Here is a 14,698-nt window from a genome sequence, read left to right on the forward strand (position 1 = left end):
AGAAAGAATTATGATAGATAGCCGACCACGCATTGCAATCATAGGTCTCAACACCCTTTCTGTATTGGGAATGAGGCAATTATTGCAAAATGTTATGCCAATTATGGCGATAGATACATTCCTCTCTTTTAAGGAAATAATGGTCGTTGATCTTGAGAGATATTTTCATTTTTTTGTCGATGAGGAAGTCGTATCGCAAAATTACGGCTTTTTTATGGAGCGCAGAATGAAGACAATTGTGTTAACAGTATCTGCTGCGATTGATAACCAATTGGCCGATTTCCATTGTTTGTATATTAATGTGCCAGAGGAGCAACTGGTTCGTTCCGTATTAATGTTAGTTCAATACGCACATGTCGGAGGGAAAAGGCTACCGGCTGAACCGAAAAGGATGCAGGAGAAAATGCTGCGGACTAAGATCTTGACAGGACGCGAGATAGAAGTGTTATCTTTGATTGTACAAGGATTTATCAATAAAGAGATTGCAGGGCGGTTGAATATTAGTATAACAACAGTGATTACCCATAGGAAAAATATCATGGAGAAGTTGGGGATGAAGAGCGTTTCAGCATTGACTATTTATGCTGTTATGCATGGATACGTGGATATTAATAAGATTTAGAGGAAAGGAGATAGTAGATGTGCAAACCATCCGCGGAACTTTTGCCACGGTGTACGGAAGGCATTCCAAGTCTTTGGCGTGAGTTTGAAGCTATCAGTCTTGTCTTTGTCAAAAAGATTATTTAATTCTTTCGTTGTAGCTTGATCTATGATTATGGCATTATTTTCGTAATCCCAACTCAAGCTTCTTGCATTCAGATTTGCACTTCCCACGGTACAAAACTTTCCATCCACCATAATAATTTTTGTATGATGAAAGCCTGCAGTATACATCCACACCGTAGCACCGCGTTTCATTAGTTGATGAGCATTATAGAAACCACAGTCGGGTGTCAGCGGAATATCGCTCTTTGTGGAAAGCATGATTTGGACATTTACTCCCCGCTTGATGGCTTTCTTCAACGCTTTTTTGATACCATAATTTAGTGTGAAATAGGGATTGATGATCTTAATACTGTCTTTTGCAACATTAATTGCCTCTGTATAAAATTTCCTAATAATAGTATTTGTTGTGTGTGGTTCTCTATTAATGATACCAACCATCTTGTGATATGCAGTAACGGTTGTATCCTGTTTCAAAGCAATGAAATAGTCGGCAGGTTTGTATCCGCGATAGTATTTAGCACCATGGATATTTTGTCCGGTTACTTTATTCCACATTTTCAGAAAGATTCCCTGCAATGTGTTTACTTCATCCCCATCGATACGACAGTGCATATCGTTCCACGAACCAACAGCTTTTGTTCCTTTAATGTAATAGTCGGCAACATTCATGCCTCCAGTATAAGCAATCTTTCCGTCTATCACCACGATTTTTCTGTGATCGCGGGAAAATACATGATTGATCCACGGAAATGTGATCGGATCAAATTTATAAATTTCAATACCTTTGTCTCGTATCTTTTTTAAGTGAGTTTTTTTCAGCGGACGATTGTTTGACATATTACCAAAGGCATCGAATAATGCCCTGACTTCTACACCTTCTTTTACTTTTTCTTCCAAAAGATCGAAGAGTCTGTTGGCAATAGAGTCGTTTCTAAAGTTAAAGTATTCGAGATGGATGCTACTTTTGGCTTGTCGTATGGCTGTAAACATATCGTCGAATTTCTCTTGACCATTCATCAACAGTGTAACAGAATTATTATGCGAAAACTTGATACCTTCGTTGCGCAATATTTGTACAATGAGCGAGTCTGAAGTCTGCGCATTGGAAGACATGCAAAAAAGAAGGAATATATACAATAATATTCCTTTTATAGAAGAGTCTTTGAAAGGTATAAAACTTTCTCTATTCATAAATGGCCATTTCATGGTAAATTTATACCATGCATGAATAATGATCGACAACACCTAATAGATGATTTTCTTCGTCGGTTACCAATACGGTGTGAATTTTATATTTGTGCATAATTCGTAGGATTTCAGACAATTTTGTATTTGGCAGCACGGTCTTTGGTTGTTTTGTCATAATGTCACCTACGGTATGATCAAAGAACTGTGCTTGCCATTTCTCCATGGCACGTCTAATGTCGCCATCCGTAATAAGTCCCGAAACTTTATTATCCATTAAAGATACACCTAAGCCTAGTTTACCTTTACTCACATGAATAATTGCCTCGCCAAGGTGCATTTCTTGAGGAATAATAGGAAGATCATCTGAACGCATGACGTCTTCGGCGGTTGTTAAAAGTCGTTTTCCAAGTTCTCCTCCCGGATGGAATTGAGCAAAATCTTGTGGCTTAAAGTTCCTTACTTGCATAAGTGCTATGGCTAAAGCATCGCCCATAGCAAGCGCAGCAGTAGTACTGCTTGTCGGTGCTAAGTTAAGCGGACACGCCTCTTTGCTTACCCATACCTTAATATGAATATTTGAATATTTAGCAAGCAGAGAGTCTGGATTACCACTCATTGCAATAATTGGTACATTCATGTGAAGAACCATCGGAATAAAACGGAGCAATTCATCGGTCTGTCCGCTATTGCTCAGAGCAAGCACAACATCGTCGGGTGTCATTACACCTAAATCACCATGATATACATCAAGAGGATTAATGAAGAATGCGGGTGTTCCTGTTGAAGATAATGTAGCTGCTATCTTGGCTCCTATATTACCGCTTTTCCCTACGCCTGTAACGATAATTTTCCCTTTACAATAGAAAATCATCTCTACAGCTTTAGAAAAATTCTCGTCTAACTGGGGGATTAAGTCAAGTATTGCATTTGCCTCGTCTTTCAAGCATTGTGTTGCATAGGCCGTGACATTCTTCATTCGTTCTTTATTGATGTCGTTCATTGATTTTGAATTAATTGTCAGATTATTACTTTATGCAAGTAACTGTTTTATAAGTTTCTCCAACTTATTTAGTTCCAGCATGTTGGATGCATCACTTAAACCTTTATCGGGGTCAGGATGTACCTCGAAGAAATATCCGCTGGCACCAAATGCTTTGGCCGCCAATGCCATAGCCGGTACGAAACGGCGATCTCCTCCGGTCGTTCCGTTTTCCCCTCCCGGTCTTTGCACACTGTGTGTACAATCCATTATCACTGTATTGGTAATTTCTCTCATATCAGTGATATTCCTAAAATCTACAACTAAATTGTTATAACCGAAAGTATTGCCTCGTTCTGTTAACCAAACATTTTGGGCACCGGCATCGTGCACTTTCTCTACAGGAAATTTCATATCTTTTCCGCTTAAAAATTGCGCCTTTTTAATATTTATTGTCTTTCCTGTTTTTGCTGCAGCAACGAGTAAGTCTGTTTGCCGACATAAGAAAGCCGGTATTTGAATTACATCGCATACCTTGCCTACAGGTTCAGCTTGATAACTCTCATGAATATCTGTGAGAATTTTCAGGCCGTATTTTTGCTTGATATCGGAAAGCATTTGCAGTCCTTTGTCCAATCCCGGGCCTCGAAAAGAGTGTATGGAGGTACGATTAGCTTTGTCAAATGATGATTTAAAGATAATATCAATGCCTAACAGGCGGTTTAACCTATTTAATTCTTCTGCTACCGTATTTAATAATTCTTGTGATTCAATGACACAAGGCCCCGCAATAAAAATTGGCTGCATAAACATATTCCTTATTAATTATTGCAAAGGTACTCAAAAAGCGTCTTGGAACAAAGTAATTAACATATATTTAAGCTTAGATATAAAATGTTCGAATAAAGATTTTTTGAGAATACTTTTACTGTCCATGCCCATATGAATACTTACTTTACAGATAGAGTAGAGCGGTGTGTTTTTCTTATAAAGCCTCGTCTTCCGGCTTTTCTATATTTGAAGAAAGGCGTGAATGATATCCTTTCTTTTGTAACCATTCAGCCTTTCTTTTCTCATAGTCTCTGCGTTTACGTCCAAGATAATTGTCTGCCATACAGCTTCTAATCATTTAAACTTACTATAGATAACGCTTAGTTTTATTTTGTTATTCTTATTTTCACTTCCTCCTACAAGTTTTGTACTTGCCATAGACATATCGTGGACAATTTTTGTTAGAGTCCTTGTCTGATTATCGGATGAAGTGTTATAAGTAGTTGTTATAGGGATAATTACCACCTTTCCCCAATGTTCTTCTTTATAAGAGTTTTTATTTGTAGCCATATCTTTAATAAGCGAACCTATATTATTGAATACATATGTATTTGTTTTCTTGTCGAAAGTTGCAATAAATGAGGTCTTAAAATCGGCAATCTCGTTTTTTTCAAAAAATGTGTTCATCCTCTCTTTCGGGATCATGAGCAAAGTTTGGGGAATGCCCAATGCATAGTCGCTTGTAGAACTGTTATTGATACGCTCTAAAGTAACTTTGGCAGTATTGATCGTATCGCGGGTATGTCCTTTCATAATACTGTCGATAGGAAGTGTCATTTCTGTAAATATACCGGCCGGAGTCTTTAAATATGTGCATGTATTATCTGCGGCTAAACGTTTGATGGTGTTCCCATCGTTTACTATATTTGATGTTTGCAGAACTTCTTCTGTGCCTGCAAACGATGTGGTACCCACTGTTGTCGTATCTTTATTGAGGTATCTGAAATAAAGATTAAGTTGGGTAAGATAAACATACGCCATAGCTCCCAAACCATTTGTAGACTTAATGTAAAATCCCGGGACAACATTATGAATAAATTGGTACGAGTTTTTAAAATATTCCGGATGTTGATAATATTTCCGAATAATATATGTTCCATAGTTGTTATAGGTCGTACCGTTACTATCTGTATAAGGTTTATCAAGCCTAACACGGATATTATTCACATAGCCTGAAGTTTTCTTGGTTTGGGGACTAACATTTAAATCAGCCAATGTATAGGTTTTGTCTGTATTAAAATTACCAGAAGAAGCATAACCCTCTTTCATCGGATCGAAGTTCGAATAATATAAACGCCCTTCTTCCATAGGCTTATTCATTTCATAGGCTGTTAATTTCATTGCTGTGAGCGAGTCGCCGTAAAAGTTCGTATAATAGAGTCTTATCTCACAAGAATCGGCGATAATCTCGCCTCCTTCTTTGCTGAGCATGCTGTCTACAGGTGGAAATTGGTAATTATCCAATATGTGAAACTGCGTCATGTAATCGCTTGTGATATAGGCGCCGGTTTCCGGATCGCGAACACGCCCTAAATATCCTATAGTGTTACGCGACAAAACGGAGTCGGCTATGATTGAACGTGTAGACACTTCAAAAGTGTCTGTCGATATATTCAAGCGATCCATTTTATCTGTCAGAGATGTACCCAACTCATTTGTCGTGTCGTCACATGCTGTCAAGGTAAGCGAGGCAATAAGTACCATGCCTACGAAGTTTCTTATTTTCATAAATAGAAGATATGTTTAAATCTTAATTTTATGTCGTTCTCACTAAATTATGTCTCTATTCGGGACAGATATCGTTGTAAAAATTTGGGTATGCTTCTGCATAATTTTCTCCCGAATATTTTAATATTGGTAAATTCTTTCCTTTTGCATAATGCAGAAGATCGGCATTTACATTGTTTCCTGCCTCAATAATACCATCACTATAGTCTATGGCGAGCTTGCCGAGTTCAAGGAAATCAAACTTTTCACTATAGTGTTTTAGCAATTCAGCCTTGGCCTCACGGTATTCAAGACAATGCTTGAAGTTTTTTCCGAGATTTGTTTTTATTTGCTTTTGAAATAAAGATGTTATTACTTTTGTATTGGCAAAGGCCGGTTCGTCATGGTAGGCTGTTTTGACATATAGGGGGACTACAGCTCCCATCCAGCCCTGACAATGAATAATATCGGGTGACCAGCGCAGTTTTTTTACCGTTTCGAGTACACCGCGAGCGAAGAAAATAGCTCGTTCCCCGTTGTCTGGATATTCATGCCCTCCTTCATCTTCCGTCATCTGGCGCTTGGTAAAGTAGTCTTCATTGTCGATGAAGTATACTTGAAGACGTACCAAAGGAATTGATGCTACCTTTATGAGCAGCGGATGGTCGGTGTCGTCGATAATAAGATTCATTCCCGAAAGGCGAATTACCTCATGCAGTTGTCCTCTACGTTCGTTAATGTTTCCCCATTTAGGCATGAATGTACGGATTTCGTAACCGCTTTCTTGCATTTTTTGAGGAAGATCACGTCCTATCTTAGATAGTTCTGTCTCCGGTACATAAGGAGTCATTTCCTGGTTAATGAATAATATTTTCTTGGCCATGTTTAATATATTTTTTCTTTAGTGAGAATGTATGGATTGCAGTTTCTTTGCTTTTGTTCCGTCACATTTACACACTATAGGTTTGCTTGCAAAGTTACTAAAAATATTTTACATGTGCTTCTTTTTGGTTTTAAAACATAAGTTATAGAGGGGTGTTTTGGGAATTTTTAAAAATAGTTCTCGCTTTTTAGTGAAATATGTAAACTGCTATATGGTTGATAGAAAGTATAAGTAAGTCGACTTATAGATGTAAAAAATGTGTGAAAGAAAATGAACGGGTACATTATCTTGCCGTACTGTGTAGGATAGGCTATAGATATATTTAGTTTATATCATCATATTAATATGGACAGGTTGTGCCTCTATATGTGATATAATAACAGAGAGAACGTTATCGAGAGGCAAATAAGCAAAAATATTTATTTTGTATAAAGCATGAAAAAAGCCTTGCCATTACATGAACTTCATGTAATGGCAAGGCCTATTTTAATATTCTTGAGCATTATTCGATAACGATGAGTGGTGTGTCCTCCATAACACTTTCACCCTGTTTTACACAAATTGCAGTTACTTTGCCGTCACTTTCGGCCTCGAGGTTATTGGCCATCTTCATGGCTTCCAGCACAATAACGGTATCACCTTTCTTTACTTCGTCTCCAATACCGACTTTGATTTCGGTAATAACGCCGGGTAAAGGAGCTTTAACGGCTTTGTCTGCATTTACATTTTCCGAAGATGTAATTTTTTCTTCATGGTCTGTTGAGGCTGCAGGTTTACCTAAAACCACTTTCTTTTCGGGCTCGGGTTCTGCTTCCATTTCTACTTTGAATGCTTCACCGTTTACAGTTACATTCGCTACATTCTCTTCGATATCTCCAATTTCGACTTTATATTCCTTTCCGTCGATAGTATATTTATATTCTTTCATTGTATTGTTATCTATTTTTACGGTTTGTTTGTAAACGACAAGAACTTAGCGTTCCACAAAGTGTTGTGTTCTTTAATCGTTATTATGCCAGACTCTTTATCGTGTACATTGTTTCCCTTAAATTCGTGGAGTGCAAGTACAATCGCCGCAAATATGTTTTTATCTTTTGCCATATTACAAACTTTTAATAATGTAATCTGATGTTTAATATTACATAGGAATACAGCCATGTTTTTTGGCAGGCAATGACTGACGCTTATGAGCTAATTGTGCCAACCCTCTGCAGATACGGAAACGGGTGTTGCGTGGTTCTATTACGTCGTCTATGTAACCATATTGTGCAGCCTGATAGGGATTTGCAAACATTTCCGTATATTCATCTTCTTTTTCTGCAAGGAAAGCTCTGACATCCTCACCGGCCTCTTTTCGCGTCTTAGCTTCTTTTGCACACAACACTGCAACGGCGCCGGAAGCTCCCATTACTGCAATTTCTGCCGTAGGCCATGCAAAGTTTAGATCTGATCGCAGTTGCTTACATCCCATAACAATGTGACTTCCGCCATAACTCTTGCGTATGTTGATCGTAATTTTAGGCACTGTGGCCTCTCCGTAAGCATATAACAATTGTGCACCATGCAAGATAACTGCGTTGTATTCCTGTCCTGTTCCGGGAAGGAAGCCCGGTACGTCAACCAAAGAAACAATTGGGATGTTGAAGGCATCGCAGAAACGAACGAAGCGTGCACCTTTACGTGATGCGTTGGTATCAAGTACGCCGGCGTAAGCCATAGGTTGGTTGGCTACGATACCAACACTCTGGCCGTTGAAGCGGGCAAACCCCGTGATAATGTTCTTGGCAAACTTAGGTTGAACCTCAAAGAATTCGCCATTATCGGTGATGGCGCCAATAATTTTGTACATGTCATAGGCTTTATTGGGATCGTCCGGCAGGATTTCGTTCAACAGGTCTTCGGCACGACTAACCGGATCGGTACATTCTATACGCGGAGCTTCCTCTGTGTTGTTCGACGGAAGATAACTGAGCAATGTTTTGATAAGTTCTAAAGCTTCTTCATCGTTCTTGGCTGTGAAATGTGTAACGCCGCTCTTAGTCGAATGAACGGATGCGCCGCCGAGATGTTCCGAGTCTATATCTTCGCCGGTCACGGTCTTTACCACTTTCGGACCGGTAAGGAACATGTAAGAAGTTCCTTCGGTCATCAAGATAAAGTCGGTAAGGGCAGGAGAGTAGACCGCACCTCCGGCGCACGGTCCCATAATAGCCGAGATTTGTGGAATGACGCCACTCGCAAGGATATTGCGTTCGAAAATCTCGCCGTAACCGGCAAGTGCGCAAATTCCTTCTTGGATACGTGCGCCACCGGAATCGTTCATGCATATCACAGGTGCACCGTTTTGCATGGCCATATCCATAACTTTACATATCTTCTGGCTCATGGTTTCGGAAAGAGAACCACCGTTTACGGTAAAATCTTGTGCATATACATAGACGAGACGGCCATCGATAGTGGCACTTCCGGCTACAACACCATCGCCTAAATATTGTTTTTTCTCCATTCCGAAGTTATGACAACGATGTAGTTTGAACATGTCGTACTCCTCGAAAGAGCCATTATCTACAAGCATATCTATACGCTCGCGGGCAGTATATTTGCCACGCCCGTGCTGTTTTTCAATGGCTTTTTCGCCGCCACCGAGACGAGCTTGCTCGCGTTTTGCTATCAATTCTTTGATTTTTTCAACTTGTTTGCTCATAATTTATCTATTTGATTTTTTGTTTTATTCTGTTAAAAACTGCCTGCAAAGATAGTAATAAAATTTGAAAGCATAAAGCTGCAAGCTGTAAAATATGTTATTATATAATGTGAGGAGACGGCCTCTTTGTCGTAAGGAGACGGTCTCTTTGTTGTAAGGAGACGGCCTCTTTACGGTAAGGAGACGGCCTTTTTACGGTAAGGAGATGGTCTTTTATGCGCATATAAACCTTGTGTGTATTTTCTTATGTGTTTTGGGAAAGGCGGAATACTTTTATTCTATACGAAAAATGGCAGACGTTTGAGCCTGCCATTCGGATGTTATTCTAAGATTTTCAGCATGTTGAATTCGGTAATTTTGCCGTCGGGATCGACTTTTGCCTTAATGCGGAATTTCGTATTTGATGTGGAATTGTCTGTCTTTTCTACTTCCTGTACGGCAGAGAACGATACTGTGTATTCGTATTCGTTATCTCCGATTTCTTTTTTATCTATTTTGTAATCCCCCGGAAGTCTCCATGTCATATTGGCAATATCGTCTTTATATATCTTGTGCATGAATGTGACGACATCGTTTTTTGTAGCATCGTTCTTGCCTAAGAATGATGTAAGAATAGAGTTTACGGTATTTGCAAGACCATCTTCGTCTTTAGAATTAATGCTCTGGAAGAATTGTCTGAAGATACCGCTAATCATCAGTTTCTCTTCTGGCTGTACGGTCTTTGCATTAACGTTCTTGATACCATCTTTAGCATCATCTACATGTTCGCCATTTGGATGGTCCTCGAGATACGATATAAAAGCGTCTTTTGTATTGGCTTGTTGTGCGTTTGCCCAATCAATAGAGTCTAATTTATGCAGTGCTTCCTCTTTATGTGGTGAATCTGGATGCTTATTTAAATAATCTTCTATTGCCATTTTGGAATTGCTTACCACTGCATTCGTCCAATCTTTATCTATCTGGTTGAGTGCTGTAAGATGTGCTTGTATGGAGTCGCGATGTGCTTCTGATGCATCCGTATAGGTGTCGAGAAAACTTTGAAGCACCAAAGGATCTTGACTCTTCATAGCATATTCGTATGCTTCTTGTTCTTTATTGCCTTTGGCATTGCTATAGAAATAGATGCATGTAGCACAGATGATCAGAGCTATGATAAACGATACGATGAAGATTGTGCGACGGTTAGAGCTTGTAGTTTCTCTTTTTGGGGATATTTCCTCTTTTGTGAGAGGCTGTAAAGGCTCTTGCGAAGGGGTGGGAGCAGAGGGCGCAACTGTGTGTACAGGTATATTCTGTTCGACAATAGTCGTATGATGGCAGTTGGGACATGCCGGCTGTTCCTTAAAATAAATTTCTCCACACTGCGGACATTGAATTGTTTTTCCTGCAATTTCAACTCCGCAGTTCGGGCATACAGGTGCTTTGTCGCTAACTTGGTGCCCACATTCGGGACATTTTATAATAGCCATTGGTATCTTAATGTTTAATGATTAAAAGTTTAAAGATATAGAAAGATTTTTCTTACTTACGTACCCATTATAATATGGTTGCTTCTTTTTCTTGGTTATCTAATGGTGTCTGAAGCGCAATTCGCGTAATCCATGTTGCCCCATCATTCTGCTTTTGTCCACATATCCGTTTATACCATTAAGACTACCCTTACCGGTATATTGCCACATGGTTATATCCCGCCCGTCGTTCAGTATCGGCTCTTGTGCCGAATATTGTGCAATCATAATTTGATATTGATCGATCTTCCCTGATAGATAGCGGTTGTAGAAATTTGTGAATGTGTAGAGTAAAGGCTTTTGTTTGTAAGCCTTTTCTACAAGATTGATAAACTTGAAAAGAGAATCGCAGAACTCTTCCGTACTAAGGCCGCTTTTGGTTTCTATATCGATCATGGGTATGAGGTCTTGATCTCCCGGGCGGCACTGTGTCATGAAGTTTTGCAATTGCTTATTCAAGTCTGCTTTTGGCCTGAAAAAATGGTACGAGCCCACTTTTAAGCCGTATTTGTGGGCCAAATAGATATTTTCTTCGTATCTGCTGTCTATATTGTCGCCTCCCTCTGTAGCTTTCAGATAAACGTATGCCATCTTGCTATTATCACCTACAGTTTCCCAAAAAACACTTCCTTGATAATGGCTTAAGTCTATTCCATGAATATGAGTACAGGTGTCTTCACACTGGATGTACTCGTTTTGTGCTTGTAAGGATAAGGCGATAAATATACTTGTAAGTAAAATAAATATTCTATTCATATTTGCAAAGTTAGTAAAAAGAAAGAACAAGCAGTTATGAGGATATTATATTTTTACAAATATTATAACTGTTTATAGGTTTGTTTTTCATTGCTTATTCTTCGATTTCAGACAAGCTCTTCCTGAAGTTATATAAAAAACTGCTTGCGGTTTCTATGGGAGCATACGTGAAAAAGCGAAAACTGTGCTTTAGTGTACGCCTGAAAGCAGATGAGTTGTTGTGTACAAAACCGCTTTTACTCTGGCGGAAATGCCATTCTGCAGGTGCTATATGGCTATTTGGTTTCAGGGTTCGCAGCGTTAGTTTTCTTGCTTCTCTCTCTATATTATGTACGAATGGAATTTCGTCTTCGGAGAAACCGAAAGATACTATAAGGACACTTCCTTCCAATTGTGCCATGCGCTGGATATGGAGTTGTTTAATCCATGTTTCTAATTTAACAAAGTCAACCTTGTCGCCTTTTATCCTCAAATATATCCCCAAATTGATGATTTCTTTGAGTGATATTCCTTTGTTCAGTATACAGTTAACGTTTACAACAATTAGATCGAGAAGTTTCAGCGTTTCTATAGAGGTGTCGATAGCATGACGTTCGTTGTAATGTATTCTTTTTAATCGTCGGTTGAGGAAACGATTATTTAAATGAGCAATATTCTCATTGCTGTTTTTCTTTTCTGTTTTATCGGTATACTCATAAGAACGTAATTCTTCAGTAATGTCGGTCGGCAATAGCGTATTGCTGTCGTATTGATAGTTTCTTATCCCTTTGATAAAGACGGGCACGATGTCTTGGATTTTTATGCTGTTGAACAAGCTCCTCCATTTGTAGGCAGACATCGGTTCTAAAGTTTCGTATTCATTGAAAGCACCCGAGCGTAAAAGCCTGAAAAAATTACGTCTTACAATATCCATCATATGCAATCACTTTCACTATTTGTTGATTTCAACTATATCTTTTGGGGTATCGGAAGACGATAGACATAACGATAGCAATGCCTATTGCAAAGGGGTAGTATAGATAGGGCAATATCTCTATAGGATTAACCTTGGATAAACCGGCGGCTATCAGCATTTGTGCACCGTAAGGAATGATGCCTTGCATGCAGCATGAACATGTATCGAGGATGCTTGCCGCCTTTCGGTTATCCACGCCGAAGCGATCGCATATCTGTTTCGAAATGCCTCCTACGGTAATGATTGCTACGGTATTGTTGGCCGTACAAATATCGACCAACGTTACTAAAATGCCTATGGATAATTCGGCTCCTCTTTTGCTTTTTACGTGCGAAGTCATCTTCTGGATGATATAATCGATACCTCCATTTTCACGAATAATCTCTAACAGTCCGCCTGCCAGCATCGTAATGATGATAAGTTCGCCCATGCTGAGAATACCGTCTCCCATAGCTTTTAGCCATCCGTAAAAGTCGTATTCGTGACCGGCGATGCCGACAATACCAGTAGACAATATGCCTAAGGTCAATACACCCATAACATTCATGCCACAGATGGCAGAAATAAGAACGATAAAATATGGGAGTACCTTTATATAGTCTATGCTTGGAAAGGTTGCAGGCAGTTGCATTCCGTATCCTAAGTATATATATATTAGCAAAATAATAAGGGCTGCAGGTATAACGATAAATGAGTTTACCCGAAATTTATCGCGCATCTTACAGCCTTGCGAGCTTGTGGCGGCAACAGTAGTATCAGATATGAACGAAAGATTATCGCCGAAGAAGGCCCCTCCGACTACGGTTGCCGTAATCAAAGGCAGGCCTATTCCTGTGGAATATGATATGCCTGTGGCAATCGGAACGATGGCAACGATAGTACCGACACTTGTTCCGACGGATAAAGAAATAAAGCATGCTGCAACAAACAAGCCTGCAAGAAGCATGTTGCCCGGTAGTATACAGAGCGTAAGGTTTACGGTAGCATCAATGCTACCCATAACTTTTGCAGAGTTGGCAAAGGCTCCGGCCAATACGAATATCCAAAGCATCAACATCATATTCTGTGTGCTGGCGCCTTTGCTAAATGTTTCAATTCTTCGTGACAATGGATACTTTCCTGATATAGCGACGGCAAAAATGCTCGCGAAAAGGAATGCAACAGAAATGGGTACCTTGTAAAAATCTCTCGCAATGATAGAAGTTACAAGATAAAGTGCAATGAAAAAGATGAGTGGGCTTAGGGCTGCAAGCCCTTTTCTGTTGCTGATCATCAAATGGGTTGTTAAATATGCATACGTGTTTCTTAAAGCTGTGTGCGACGATAGAAGTCTATATTCTCTTTTGAAAGCAGCTCGATAGGCATGTAGTTTACTGGATTGACAACTTTTTTCAGCACTATTGCCTTAAATAAAGTGTCGATACAGCAGAAACCTTGTTGGTATGCATGTTGGGCGATCAGAAAAGATATGCTGCCTTGACGCAGGCATTCTGCATTCTTGGCAACCACATCGTATCCCATAATCTGAATATCTCTTCTGTTTGTTCGCAGCAGGAATTCTCCTACGATATGGGCTTTAGAGCTGAGAGTGATGCAGTGGTGTATGTGCGGATGGCTGTTGAAGAATTCTTCGAGGATATGATCGTATTTCTTGCGCGAGCCATCTATGGGCATATCCAAGTCGATAATATTTACTTCAGGAAAGTGGTCGTGCATGTAATGTCGGAAACCTACTTCGCGGTTTGCCTGCTGTTTGCTTGTAACGTTGCCGTTCATAATGCGCTTCATCAGTACGATTTCTTTCTCATTAGAGGCAATCAACATCAGCATTCTCGCAGCAAAATATCCGCTGACAAAGGAGTCTTGCCCGTAAAATGATAATGGTTTCAAGTCTGGCATGTAAGAGTCGAGCATCACAAAAGGTATCTGTCGTTCGTGCATAATGTCGGTGAACTGCCGCGTAATCTCCAAAGTAGAGGGAACGATGACCACACCGTCGGGATTTGAATCTATGCACGATTGCGATACGGTTATAAAAGAGTTGTCGTTAAAGCGTTCGTAATATAGTATTTTCACATCGATATTAAAATCCCGCATAGTCTCCATTGCTTTGAGAGTGCCTTCTTCTATCTCTTCCCAATATGCTTCAGAGTCGTGTTCGGGCATAATGATGTAAAAAGTATACGATTTATTGTAAGCAAGCGCACTGGCATAAACATTGGGCTGATAGTTCATTTCTTTTAGCGCCAGTTCAACCTTTTCTTTTGCAGGTTTGGATACATTCGGCCGGTTGTGTAGCACCCTGTCTACGGTTCCAACAGAAACACCGGCTCTTAGAGCGATATCTTTAATTCTGATTTTATCTGTCATACATTACATATTATTATATGCAAAATTAATGATAAATTATTAATTGCACATATACACATAGGTCTTATTTTTATAAAATTGACAAAATGTG

General features: G+C 39.5%; 15 protein-coding genes. 1 reads left to right on the forward strand and 14 read right to left on the reverse strand.

Translation table 11 applies throughout. The annotated features are described in order from the left end of the window. Positions 1-10: 10 nt before the first annotated feature. Complete coding sequence (locus BN3912_RS05710) at positions 11-622, forward strand: response regulator transcription factor (protein ID WP_023983275.1); 612 nt, start codon at positions 11-13, stop codon at positions 620-622. On the opposite strand, the gene cls is transcribed toward BN3912_RS05710, so the two are convergent. The 14 genes from cls to BN3912_RS05775 form a co-directional block, all read right to left on the reverse strand. Next, entirely contained in the window at positions 619-1,917 is a 1,299-nt protein-coding gene (cls, locus tag BN3912_RS05715) for a cardiolipin synthase (RefSeq protein ID WP_036859145.1), read from the reverse strand. The genes BN3912_RS05710 and cls overlap by 4 nt on opposite strands. 22 nt (positions 1,918-1,939) lie before the next feature. Beyond that, a complete protein-coding gene (locus tag BN3912_RS05720; protein ID WP_023983273.1) occupies positions 1,940-2,914 on the reverse strand; it encodes a KpsF/GutQ family sugar-phosphate isomerase in 975 nt (324 codons plus the stop codon). A 30-nt stretch (positions 2,915-2,944) separates the two neighbouring features. Further along, a complete protein-coding gene (gene kdsA, locus BN3912_RS05725) occupies positions 2,945-3,700 on the reverse strand; it encodes a 3-deoxy-8-phosphooctulonate synthase (protein WP_023983272.1) in 756 nt (251 codons plus the stop codon). A gap of 178 nt (positions 3,701-3,878) precedes the next feature. Beyond that, positions 3,879-4,022 carry a dehydrogenase gene (locus tag BN3912_RS05730; protein WP_394332702.1) on the reverse strand — a complete coding sequence of 48 codons (144 nt, stop codon included), beginning with the start codon at positions 4,020-4,022 and terminating at the stop codon, positions 3,879-3,881. Further along, the gene (locus tag BN3912_RS05735) at positions 4,019-5,452 is read right to left on the reverse strand and encodes a DUF4270 domain-containing protein (protein ID WP_023983269.1); all 1,434 of its coding nucleotides are present in this window, start codon (positions 5,450-5,452) and stop codon (positions 4,019-4,021) included. The genes BN3912_RS05730 and BN3912_RS05735 overlap by 4 nt, the downstream gene beginning before the upstream one ends. Positions 5,453-5,507: 55 nt before the next feature. After that, the gene (locus BN3912_RS05740; protein ID WP_023983268.1) at positions 5,508-6,314 is read right to left on the reverse strand and encodes a glycogen/starch synthase; all 807 of its coding nucleotides are present in this window, start codon (positions 6,312-6,314) and stop codon (positions 5,508-5,510) included. A 502-nt stretch (positions 6,315-6,816) separates the two neighbouring features. Beyond that, positions 6,817-7,242, reverse strand: a complete 426-nt coding sequence (locus BN3912_RS05745; RefSeq protein WP_023983267.1) for a biotin/lipoyl-containing protein — start codon at positions 7,240-7,242, stop codon at positions 6,817-6,819. Positions 7,243-7,259: 17 nt separating this feature from the next. Further along, positions 7,260-7,415, reverse strand: a complete 156-nt coding sequence (locus BN3912_RS12305; protein WP_023983266.1) for a hypothetical protein — start codon at positions 7,413-7,415, stop codon at positions 7,260-7,262. A gap of 37 nt (positions 7,416-7,452) precedes the next feature. Continuing rightward, the gene (locus tag BN3912_RS05750; protein WP_023983265.1) at positions 7,453-9,018 is read right to left on the reverse strand and encodes an acyl-CoA carboxylase subunit beta; all 1,566 of its coding nucleotides are present in this window, start codon (positions 9,016-9,018) and stop codon (positions 7,453-7,455) included. 320 nt (positions 9,019-9,338) lie between these two features. After that, on the reverse strand, positions 9,339-10,487 hold the full coding sequence (locus BN3912_RS05755) for a zinc ribbon domain-containing protein (RefSeq protein ID WP_023983264.1): 1,149 nt from the start codon (positions 10,485-10,487) through the stop codon (positions 9,339-9,341). 99 nt (positions 10,488-10,586) lie between these two features. Then, positions 10,587-11,282 (reverse strand): glycoside hydrolase family 25 protein, encoded by a 696-nt coding sequence (locus BN3912_RS05760; RefSeq protein WP_036858950.1) that lies wholly within the window; start codon positions 11,280-11,282, stop codon positions 10,587-10,589. 94 nt (positions 11,283-11,376) lie between these two features. Then, positions 11,377-12,198, reverse strand: a complete 822-nt coding sequence (locus BN3912_RS05765) for a hypothetical protein (protein WP_023983262.1) — start codon at positions 12,196-12,198, stop codon at positions 11,377-11,379. A 28-nt stretch (positions 12,199-12,226) separates the two neighbouring features. Then, positions 12,227-13,510, reverse strand: a complete 1,284-nt coding sequence (locus BN3912_RS05770) for a Na+/H+ antiporter NhaC family protein (RefSeq protein ID WP_023983261.1) — start codon at positions 13,508-13,510, stop codon at positions 12,227-12,229. Positions 13,511-13,542: 32 nt separating this feature from the next. After that, positions 13,543-14,607: a LacI family DNA-binding transcriptional regulator gene (locus tag BN3912_RS05775; RefSeq protein ID WP_004370335.1), complete on the reverse strand. Its 1,065-nt coding sequence runs from the start codon at positions 14,605-14,607 to the stop codon at positions 13,543-13,545. Between the last annotated feature and the right edge of the window lie 91 nt (positions 14,608-14,698).

The sequence above is a fragment of the Prevotella phocaeensis genome, assembly GCF_900065875.1.
GTDB lineage: Bacteria > Bacteroidota > Bacteroidia > Bacteroidales > Bacteroidaceae > Prevotella > Prevotella phocaeensis.